The organism is Thalassospira sp. SN3W, from assembly GCF_038070535.1.
Lineage (GTDB): Bacteria > Pseudomonadota > Alphaproteobacteria > Rhodospirillales > Thalassospiraceae > Thalassospira > Thalassospira xiamenensis.
Genome location: NZ_CP121124.1, coordinates 1,086,744 through 1,097,469 on the forward strand (window position 1 = coordinate 1,086,744; position 10,726 = coordinate 1,097,469).

10 protein-coding genes are annotated in these 10,726 nt (G+C 57.1%); 8 read left to right on the forward strand and 2 right to left on the reverse strand.

All coding sequences use genetic code 11. The features are described 5' to 3' along the window. Nucleotides 1-8 precede the first annotated feature (8 nt). From P8T57_RS04805 to modC, 7 genes are all read left to right on the forward strand, one after another. A complete protein-coding gene (locus P8T57_RS04805) occupies nt 9-1,775 on the forward strand; it encodes a sodium:solute symporter family protein (protein ID WP_341364754.1) in 1,767 nt (588 codons plus the stop codon). Between the two features lie 113 nt (nt 1,776-1,888). Next, a complete protein-coding gene (locus P8T57_RS04810) occupies nt 1,889-3,757 on the forward strand; it encodes a DUF294 nucleotidyltransferase-like domain-containing protein (protein WP_341364755.1) in 1,869 nt (622 codons plus the stop codon). A 2-nt stretch (nt 3,758-3,759) separates the two neighbouring features. After that, nucleotides 3,760-4,449: an exonuclease domain-containing protein gene (locus P8T57_RS04815; protein ID WP_341364756.1), complete on the forward strand. Its 690-nt coding sequence runs from the start codon at nt 3,760-3,762 to the stop codon at nt 4,447-4,449. Between the two features lie 75 nt (nt 4,450-4,524). Next, a complete protein-coding gene (locus P8T57_RS04820; protein WP_341364757.1) occupies nt 4,525-5,040 on the forward strand; it encodes a hypothetical protein in 516 nt (171 codons plus the stop codon). Nucleotides 5,041-5,222: 182 nt separating this feature from the next. Then, complete coding sequence (gene modA / locus P8T57_RS04825; protein WP_341364758.1) at nt 5,223-6,011, forward strand: molybdate ABC transporter substrate-binding protein; 789 nt, start codon at nt 5,223-5,225, stop codon at nt 6,009-6,011. A 6-nt stretch (nt 6,012-6,017) separates the two neighbouring features. Then, nucleotides 6,018-6,710: a molybdate ABC transporter permease subunit gene (modB, locus tag P8T57_RS04830; RefSeq protein ID WP_341364759.1), complete on the forward strand. Its 693-nt coding sequence runs from the start codon at nt 6,018-6,020 to the stop codon at nt 6,708-6,710. Continuing rightward, nucleotides 6,707-7,822 (forward strand): molybdenum ABC transporter ATP-binding protein, encoded by a 1,116-nt coding sequence (gene modC, locus P8T57_RS04835; RefSeq protein WP_341364760.1) that lies wholly within the window; start codon nt 6,707-6,709, stop codon nt 7,820-7,822. The genes modB and modC overlap by 4 nt, the downstream gene beginning before the upstream one ends. On the opposite strand, the gene P8T57_RS04840 is transcribed toward modC, so the two are convergent. Both P8T57_RS04840 and P8T57_RS04845 read right to left on the reverse strand, forming a co-directional pair. Continuing rightward, nucleotides 7,819-8,199, reverse strand: coding sequence for a LysR family transcriptional regulator (locus tag P8T57_RS04840; RefSeq protein WP_341364761.1), 381 nt, complete (start codon nt 8,197-8,199; stop codon nt 7,819-7,821). The genes modC and P8T57_RS04840 overlap by 4 nt on opposite strands. Nucleotides 8,200-8,270: 71 nt before the next feature. Next, on the reverse strand, nt 8,271-9,218 hold the full coding sequence (locus P8T57_RS04845; RefSeq protein WP_341364762.1) for a 2-hydroxyacid dehydrogenase: 948 nt from the start codon (nt 9,216-9,218) through the stop codon (nt 8,271-8,273). A gap of 245 nt (nt 9,219-9,463) precedes the next feature. Here P8T57_RS04845 and P8T57_RS04850 point away from each other — a divergent pair, with 245 nt between their 5' ends. After that, complete coding sequence (locus tag P8T57_RS04850) at nt 9,464-10,717, forward strand: sarcosine oxidase subunit beta family protein (protein ID WP_062960757.1); 1,254 nt, start codon at nt 9,464-9,466, stop codon at nt 10,715-10,717. Nucleotides 10,718-10,726 lie beyond the last annotated feature (9 nt).

Genomic DNA, 10,726 nt, shown 5'->3' on the forward strand with positions numbered 1-10,726 from the left:
ACAGACAAATGGATCTTACTACCCTTACCTATATCGTCGTCGGCCTGAGCTTCGCGCTGTATATCGGCATCGCGATCTGGGCCAAGGCAAGCACCACCGGCGAATTCTATGTCGCTGGCAAGGGCGTTAACCCGGTCGTCAACGGTATGGCGACCGCCGCAGACTGGATGTCTGCTGCATCCTTTATTTCAATGGCCGGCCTGATTGCCTTCCTTGGCTATGGCGGCTCGGTCTACCTGATGGGCTGGACTGGCGGCTACTGCCTGCTGGCAATGCTTCTGGCACCTTACCTTCGCAAGTACGGTAAATTTACCGTGCCGGAATTCATCGGGGACCGGTACTACTCCAAAACAGCCCGTATCGTTGCTGTTATATGCCTGATCTTCATTTCCTTCACCTATGTTGCAGGCCAGATGCGCGGTGTCGGTATCGTGTTCTCGCGCTTCCTTGAAGTCGAACTCCTGACCGGCCTGATCGTCGGCATGGGCATCGTCTTCGTTTATGCCGTTCTTGGTGGCATGAAGGGGATTACCTACACTCAGGTTGCGCAATATTGCGTGCTGATCGTTGCCTATACCATTCCGGCAATCTTCATCGCCTTCCAGCTGACCGGCAATCCGCTGCCGCAGTTGGCATTCGGTTCGACGGTTAACGGTACGGGCGATCATATGCTTGATCGTTTAAACCAGATCGTGACCGAACTGGGCTTCCTTGAATATACCACCACCAACAAATCGACGATCGACATCTTCTGCATCACGCTTGCGCTGATGGTCGGTACGGCAGGTCTGCCGCACGTTATCGTCCGCTTCTTCACCGTTCCGAAAGTACGTGATGCACGTTCATCGGCCGGTTGGGCGCTGGTATTCATCGCGATCCTTTACACCACTGCCCCGGCAGTCGGTGCGATGGCTCGCCTGAACCTGACGGAAACCGTGCAGATCGGTGCGGTTGGTGATCCGGAAGGCAACCTTAAAATCGAAGATCGTCCGGATTGGATGACCCGTTGGGAGGCCACCGGTCTTCTGAAATTTGAAGACAAGAACGGTGATGGTCGTATCCAGTACTATAACGATGCCAATGCCGAATTTGCCGCCAAAGCCGCTGAATATGGCTGGGCCGGTAACGAACTGAGTGTTGACCGGGACATCATGGTTCTGGCCAACCCGGAAATTGCTCAGCTTCCGAACTGGGTGATTGCCCTTGTCGCAGCCGGTGGTATTGCCGCCGCACTGTCAACGGCAGCCGGTCTGTTGCTTGTGATTTCCTCGGGCGTTTCGCATGACCTTCTGAAGGGCACGTTTACGCCAGATATGACAGAAGGCCAGGAATTGATGGCCGGGCGTATTGCGGCAGCCGTCGCAATCGTGATTGCCGGTTATCTTGGATACAACCCGCCTGGCTTCGTGGCACAGGTGGTGGCCTTCGCCTTCGGTTTGGCGGCGGCATCACTGTTCCCGGTTATCATCATGGGGATCTTCTCCAAGAAGGTTAACCGCGAAGGTGCGATTGCAGGGATGCTGGTCGGTCTGATCTTCACCATGGGCTATATCATGTCCTACAAGGGCATCTTTATCCCGGTACTGATCGAAAACGTTCCGGCAAACTGGCTGTTCGGCATTTCGCCGGAAGGCATCGGTGTTGTTGGTATGCTCCTGAACTTCCTCGTTGCGTTCGGCGTTTCGAAAGTTACCGCAGAACCGCCGGAACATATCCAGCACATGATTGAAGATATCCGTGTTCCGAAAGGAGCCGGTAGCGCCGTTGACCATTAATCGGTCGACTGGTTTGCAAGAAACCTGTTGCTGGCCCCCGGAATTACCTCCGGGGGCCTTTTCTTTTGCCGCGAACTCGGGCAACAATGCATCACGACAGGGAGGAAGGTCATATGAGTCTGGAATTAAAAGAAATCAGCGATTTCCTTAAGCAGCATCACCCGTTCGACCTTTTGCCTGACGACGTGATCAATGCCCTGCCCAAACGCCTGACCGCGCGCTATTTCCGCAAAGGGACGAAAGTCCTCTCACCTGAACAGCAATGCCTGCATCTGCATATCATCCGGACGGGCGGAACCGAAACGCGCGACCCCGATGGCCAGCTTCTTGCCCGCCTTGGCGAAGGTGAATGTTTTGGTGTGCGCGCGATGTTCCGCAACGGCAAGGCGGCCAACAATATCACCATGCTCGAAGACAGCCTTGTCTACCTGTTGCCGGAAAAGGATTTCCACGATCTGGCCGGGAAATACCCGCAATTCAATTACTTCTTTGAGCAGATGGGCGGTGCCCGCCTTCGCAGTGGCATGCAGTTGCTTGAAAAGCGTGACGATGATCAGCTTAAACTGATGTCGATCCGGGTGTCCGATCTGATCGCGCGTGATCTGGTCAGTATCGATATCGGCGCATCGATTCTCGAAGCAGGCAAGCTGATGAGCGCCGAACGGGTTTCCTGCCTGCTGATCACGCAAAACGGCGATGAGGTCGCAGGCATCATGACCGATCGCGACCTTCGCAACCGGGTCGTCGCCGAGGCCCGATCATTTGACGAGCCGGTGACCAACATCATGACGCCGAACCCGATCAGCATCGGGCCGGACGATTATGCCTTTGACGCACTTCTGACCATGACGCGTCACAACGTCCGACACCTTCCGGTGATGAAGGACGGTAAGGCGATTGGCATGATCACCACCAATAATCTGCTGGCCCGCCAATCGCTCTCGGCGGTTCATATGGTCGGGCGCATTCGTAAAATGACCAGCCCCGCCGATATGGCAAAGGTCATCGCACAGGTGCCCGAACTGCTAAGCAACCTGATCGAAGCCGGGGCGACATCGCGCAATGCCGGGCACATTGTCACAACACTTTCGGATGCGGCAACATCGCGCCTGCTGCAACTGGCCGAGGAAAAATTTGGTCCCCCGCCCGTACCCTATGTCTGGATGGCGGGCGGATCGCAGGGGCGCCAGGAACAGACCGCCCTGTCGGATCAGGACAATTGCCTGATCCTTGATGACGCCTATGATCCCGATCAACACGGGGACTATTTCAAGTCATTGGCCGATTATGTTTGCGATGGCCTTGATACCGTCGGCTATGTCTATTGCCCCGGCGAAATGATGGCGAAAACCGCCGAATGGCGGCAGCCTGTCCGTGTCTGGCAGCAATATTTCAACAAATGGATCGAACAGCCTGAACCCAAGGCATTGATGCTGTGCTCCGTCTGGTTCGACTTGCGGCCGATCCACGGGACGCGGTCGATTTTTGAAGACCTGCATCGCATGATCATCACCAAAGCCAAGGGCAACCGTATTTTCCTGGCTTACATGGTCGGAAATGCTTTGACCCATCACGTGCCGCTTGGCTTCTTCAAGAATTTCGTGATGGTTCGTGGTGGTGAACATGACCGCACGCTCGATATGAAGCATAACGGGGTTGTACCGATTGTTGATCTTGCGCGGATTCACGCATTGGCCAACGGTGTTGATGCGGTCAACACCTATGAACGGCTGGAGGCCGCAATGACCTTCCCCTCGATCAGCAAACAGGGGGCGTCCGACCTTCTCGATGCATTTGAATTTATCAGCATCACCCGGCTGAAACATCAGGTCCGGCAGATCCGCAACGGGGATCGCCCCGATAACTTCCTGCATCCCGAAAGCCTGTCGGCGTTTGAACGCACCCATCTGAAAGACGCATTTTCGGTGATCAAAAACCTGCAGACCGCCCTTGAGAACGCCTTTGGCAAAAGCGGGACATAACAATGGGCCTGCGTCAGAAAATCGTCGATAGCGACTTTTACCGCCAGATGGTGCAACGCCGGGCGACCGGGCCGCTTCGTTCCTATTACGACATCCCCGCCGCCGATCCCGATATGCCGATCCGGAATGTCGAATTTGTCGCCCTTGATCTGGAAACCACTGGTCTTGATCCGAAACACGATGAAATCGTCTCGATTGGCTTGGTGATCATTCGTCAGCTCGCAGTTGATTTTTCAAGCTGTCAGCATCTTCTGGTGCGGCCGAAAAAGGAACTCAGCGAAAGCTCGGTAATCGTGCACCGCATTTTCGACAGCGACGTCGAACAGGCCCCCGATATCGAGATCGCGCTGGCCCATATCCTGCCCATTCTGGCCGGGCGGGTTCTGGTGGCCCATCACGCGCCGATCGAGCTCGGTTTCCTTGGTCATGCCTGCAAACGTTACTTTGGTGCATCTTTGCAGATTCCGACCGTCGATACCCTGGTGCTGGCTCTTCGTGATCTGCACCGGCAGGGACAACCCATGAAATCGGGCGCGCTGAAACTTGAAACGCTGCGCCATACCCATAATCTGCCACCCTATCGTGTTCACAATGCCCTGTCGGATGCGATTGCCGCGTCGGGCCTGTTTCTGGCACAGATTGCCAAGCGTGATCCGAAAGGCGAACTTGAGCTTCGCCGCGTGCTGCGTTAATCGGTAATCAGGGGAAACGGGAACACCCGCCAGACCGATCCCGTCATAACAATAAATCAGGGGACTTCTTGCCGGATGTATGTGTTTATTATCACGACCGTTGTGGTCGGTTTTGCCTGTGCCGGTGTGGTTATGTTGCTGTTCCGCCTTTGGGGACGCAAGGCACCGAAATATGTCATCCCCTTTGTCGCGGCGATTGGCATGTTTGCCTATATGATCTGGGATGAATACAGCTGGTTTGACCGCTATGCCGGTCGCCTGCCCGGCCAGATCGATATCGTGCAGACCTTTGCCGATGAAAATCCCTTTGCCCCCTGGACACTGATTTCTGCCCCGATCAACCGCTTTACCGCGATTGACCGGGAAAAGGTCGTCGCTAATCCGGACAATCCTGATCATAAACGGGTCACAACCCTGCTTCTGAAAAAGGGTACGGAAACGCTGGCCCTAACCCATCTGGTGGATTGCAATGCCGGAACACGCGGCTACATCACCGCTCAAACCGCCCTTGATGGCAACGGATTCCCGATTGGCATCGAAGAATGGTTTACGATGGACGAAAACGATCCGCTGCGTTCGGTCTGTGACTGATCTGATCCAATTCAACCGAAAATTCCCGAACAGGATCGGCCATGCCGGTCCTTTCTTTTTTGGCCCCCACGCCCCGGCAGGCTCCATCTGATGGCACAGATGGTTGACGTCCCGCTATATTTCGCTGAATATAGCGGGAAATGATCATCTGCTCCGTTCATCCTCCAGCCCGGAATTTTGCCATGCGCGATCTGATCCGAACCGCTCTTGCGTCCCTGTTGTTTCTGGCTGCCGCAACCACCGCCCGCGCCGAAGAAATCACGGTCTTTGCCGCCGCCAGCCTGACCGACGCCATGACGCAGGTGGCCCAAAGCTATGCCACGGCAACCGGCGACACATTGCAACTGTCCTATGCCAGTTCATCGACACTGGCCCGTCAGATCGCGGCGGGGGCCCCGGCTGATTTATTCATCTCGGCCAATCAGAAATGGATGACCTGGCTTGCTGATCAGGATCTGATCGCCGCCAACAGCCGCCATGATCTTCTGGCCAATGCGCTTGTTCTGATTGCCCCCGCCAACAGTAACCTTGAACCGATCACAATCACGTCCCAAACCGATCTGACCAACCTGATTGGTGACGAGGACCGCATTGCCGTTGGCGATCCGGACCATGTCCCCGCAGGCATCTATGCCAGGCAGGCACTTGAAAACCTTGGTCAGTGGAACACCGTCGAACCAAGGCTGGCACGGGCCGATAATGTGCGCGCCGCCCTCGCACTGGTGGAACGGGGCGAGGCACCGCTTGGCATTGTCTATGCCACCGATGCCGCCATCGCGACCGATGTTAAAATCATTGCCACCTTCCCCGAAAACAGTCATCCGGCCATCACCTATCCGGTTGCCATCACGGACGGACAGACCAAACCCGCAACCGCAAAATTGCTGGCGTGGCTTTTGGGGGATGACGCGGGCATCATTTTTGCGGAATATGGTTTCAACCGCCCGGCAACCAGCCCGAAGACACAATAACAAACCATGATCACACTCACCGAAGCCGAGATCGAAGCCCTGCTGCTAAGCCTGCGCATTTCCGGCGTGGCGGTGATATGTGCCCTGCCCTTTGCCATTCTGGCCGCTTCCCTTCTCGCGCAGGCCCGCTTTCCCGGCAGGATTTTGGTCGATGCGCTGGTGCATCTGCCATTGATCCTGCCGCCGGTTGTGATGGGCTATCTTTTGCTGATCAGTTTTGGCACCCGCGCGCCGCTTGGTGCATGGTTGCTGGAAACGTTCGATATCCGTCTGATTTTTAGCTGGACCGGGGCGGCACTGGCCGCGGGGATCGTCAGCTTCCCGTTTCAGGTGCGCGCCATCAGGCTGGCACTGGAAAATATCGACCCCGGCCTGTATCACGCCGCCGAAACGCTGGGGGCCGGGCCGGTTGACCGGTTCTTCGGCCTGACATTGCCGCTGGCCCTGCCCGGTATCATTGCCGGGGCGATTACCGCCTTTGCCGCAAGCCTTGGCGAATTTGGTGCAATCATTACCTTTGTGTCGAACGTTCCGGGTGAAACACGCACCCTGCCGCTTGCGATCTATACCGCGATCCAGACACCGGGCGGTGAACTGGCCGCCGCACGCCTTGCGGCCATTTCCATCGGACTTGCCCTGATCGGGCTCGTACTTTCGGAATTTGCCATGCGCCATATCCGCAAAAGGGCCCGCGCATGAGCATTTCCGTCGATATTCACCACAAGATCGGCAAGCTGGACCTGCATGCGCAGTTCGACATTGCCGAACCCGGCATCACGGCCCTTTTTGGCCCGTCGGGCAGCGGCAAAACCACCATCATCAATGCGATTGCCGGGTTGCTGCGCCCGGATCAGGGGCGCATCACCATCCACGACCGCCCTGTATTTGACAGCATGCAACGGGTCAATCTGGCACCGCGCAAACGCCGGGTCGGTTATGTCTTTCAGGATGCCAGACTGTTCCCGCATCTGAGTGTCGCGGCCAACTTGTTTTACGCCCATAAACGCAGCGACCGGCCAATGACCCGGTCCGCCTGCGATGATGTCATCGCGATGCTCGGTATCGGCAATCTGTTATCGCGCCGCCCCAACCTTCTTTCCGGCGGCGAGAAACAGCGCGTCTCGCTGGGCCGGGCATTGCTGGGCAATCCGGAAATCCTGTTGCTGGACGAACCGCTCTCGGCCCTTGATCAGGCCCGCAAGAACGAGATCATCCCCTATCTGGAAAATCTGCGCGATGCGCGGCAATTGCCGATCCTTTATGTCAGCCACGCGATTGATGAAGTCGCCCGTCTGGCCGATCATATGGTGGTGATGGAAGGCGGCAAAACGCTTGCCAGCGGATCGGTATTTGACATGCTGGGCCGAACCGACCTTGCCCCGCTTGCCGGGCAGTTCGATACGGGAACCGTACTTCCAGCCACGGTCAAAAGCCGCGACCCGCAGGGGGTCGTAAGCTTCCTTGACTGTGCCGGGCAACGATTTGTCGTACCCTTCCTTGGCAAGAAATCCGGAAGCCCGGTGCGCCTGCATATCCGGGCGCGTGATGTGATGATCGCCCGGACAGCCCCGACCGGGATCAGCGCCAATAACGTCCTGCCGGTAACGATCCGCGATATCGCCGATAATGGCGGCGATACGCTGGATGTCACGCTGGGGCTGGGTCATGACGATACCGGTGAAAACCGCACAATCCATGCCCGCATCACCCAATGGTCGGCAACACGCCTGAAACTTGCGATCGGACAAAGGGTCTTTGCGGTGATCAAATCGGTCACGGTCGACGGGCATTTGCGCGCCGACGATCTTTAAGACCCGTCTTCGGTCGGCGGGGACGGATCGCCCGCCAGTTCATCGGCAAGCTTGCGCAACTGGTCCGCCAACGCTTCATCCGCACGGGTTTGCGCATCGTCATAAATCGCAATGATCCGCCTCCCCGTTCCGGTCAGGCTGGCCCCACCACGGCCTGCACCCCCCATCCGGGTTTCAACAACCGGGGCGGCAAAGCTTCTGTTCAATTCTTCAAGCAGCATCCATGCCCGGCGATAGGACATGCCCATCGACCGCGCCGCCGCCGAAATCGACTGTTCACGATCAATCGCGCGCAGCAGATCGATCTTGCCATAACCAAGGCGAACCCCATCGGGCAATTCGATTTTAAGCCGGATTTTAAGGTCGGTTTTGCTCATGACGAACAATCTAGCGCCTTGGTCACATGCGCGCTACTGCCAACCGCGAAACGGGTCCGGTGCCGATACAATCAGTTAACCGGGCTCACCAGCGTCCCGTCCGCAAACCACCGCGCCAGATTATCGACCACCATCTGCGCCATCGCATCGCGGGTTTCAACCGTGCCGCTGGCGTTATGGGGATACAGTACGACATTGTCAAACCCGGCAAAGGCACGGTCCATATGCGGTTCATTATGGAACACATCCAACCCCGCCCCGGCAATCACGCCATCCCGAAGTGCCGCAATCAGGGCCGGTTCATCAATCACCGACCCACGTGCGATATTGATGACAAAACCACGCGGGCCAAGTGCCTTCAAAACGTCGGCATTGATGATCCCCTGTGTCGCCGCCCCGCCGGGGCAGGAAATCATCAAAACATCCGCCCAGTTCGCAAGCCCGATCAGATCGGCCTCATAATGATAATCGACCGGTTTTTTGGATCGTCCGAAATAACCGATTTTCATGCCAATCGGCTCCGCCCGCGCGGCAATCGCCTGCCCTATCCGGCCAAGCCCGACAATGCCAAGCTTCTTGCCGCGCGCGGTTGTGGTTAACGGCATCGCCCCCTTTTCCGACCATTGTCCGCTGCGCGCCCAATGGTCGCCAACAACCAGCCGTCGAAGCGTCGCCAGCAGCAGCATGATCGCGGTATCGGCCACATCGTCATTCAAAACGTCGGGCGTGTTGGAAACGCGAATGCCACGCGCCGTGCAGGCCGCGATATCAATCGCATCATAACCGACCCCGAAACTGGTAATGACCCTAAGGTTCGGCAGCTTTTCGATCAGTTCGGTCGGCACCCCGATCCCGGCGGTCGAAACAAGGGCTGTAATCCTGTCCGCCACAGTTGCCAGAAACGCGTCCTTGTCACTCGCCTGATCCCAGCGATGCAGTTCATATTTCGCAGCAAGTTCTTCCATGTGACGCGGCCGGATGGCCGAAACAACGAGGATATGTTTGTCAGAACGCGACATCGGGGCTTCTCCGTTGGTGGCGGGAGGTCACAGACTAGCGGCATGCAACTTGTAAAACAAGAGAACAGGGCAATTAACAGGCCCGCGCACATGCCCCCTGAACTTGCCACCTGTTGCTGCGCCATTGCACACTACCTGCCCGGATGGCGAATATGTACAACAGATATGACGCAAATATCCAATCGCGACGTCGCAAATTCACATCTAATCGTGCAAAATCATGACACTTGGTGGAGCCGCTTCTCATGACGCATTTTTCTGCTTTGTCGCTGTTAAAGAATGCTCTTACAGGACAAAAGAACTGGCAGGAGCAATGGCCCGACAGCCAACCGAAGGCAGAATATGACGTCGTCATTGTCGGTGCTGGCGGACACGGGCTTGGCGCGGCCTACTATCTGGCCAAGGAACATGGCATCACAAATGTCGCCGTGATCGACAAGGGCTGGCTGGGTGGCGGCAATACCGGGCGTAACACCACGATCATCCGGTCAAACTATCTGTATGATGAAAGTGCGCGGCTTTATGACCATGCCGTTGATCTTTGGGAAGGTCTTAGCCAGGATCTGAATTACAACGTCATGTTTTCGCGCCGCGGCGTTCTGATGCTCGCGCATAATGTTCACGACGTTCAGTCTTTCCAGCGCCACATCCATTCCAACCGCCTGAACGGTGTCGATAACCGCTGGCTCACGGCCGAGGAAGCCAAGGAATTCTGCCCGCCGCTTAATATTTCACCCAATGCACGCTATCCTGTCGTCGGTGCCGCCCTTCAGATGCGCGCCGGAACCGCCCGCCACGATGCGGTTGCGTGGGGTTATGCGCGCGGGGCATCACAACGCGGTGTCGACATTATCCAGAACTGCCCGGTCACCGCGATCCGCCGCGGGCCGGATGGCGCGGTTGAAGGCGTTGAAACCGCCAAGGGCTTTATCCGTGCGAAAAAGGTCGCGGTTTCGGCTGCCGGTCACACCAGTGTCGTGATGGAAACCGCCGGTGTGCGCATGCCGCTTGAAAGCTATCCGTTGCAGGCACTGGTATCCGAACCGGTCAAACCGATCTTCCCCTGTGTCGTCATGTCCAACACCGTGCATGCCTATATCAGCCAGTCGGACAAGGGCGAACTCGTGATCGGATCGGGCACCGATCAATATACCAGTTATTCCCAGCGTGGCGGCCTGCCGCTGATCGAACATACGGTTGCCGCGATCTGCGAGATTTTCCCGATCTTCAACCGCATGCGGATGTTGCGCAAATGGGGCGGCATTGTGGATGTGACCCCGGACCGCTCCCCGATCCTTGGCATGACCCCGGTACCCGGCCTTTACGTCAATTGCGGCTGGGGCACGGGCGGGTTCAAGGCCACACCGGGTGCTGCCCATACGCTTGCATGGACGGTTGCCAAGGGCACCCCGCATGACATCAACGCCCCCTTCACGCTGGACCGTTTCCGGACCGGCCGTCTGATTGACGAAGCGGCCGCAGCCGCCGTCGCACACTGAGGAGAACGA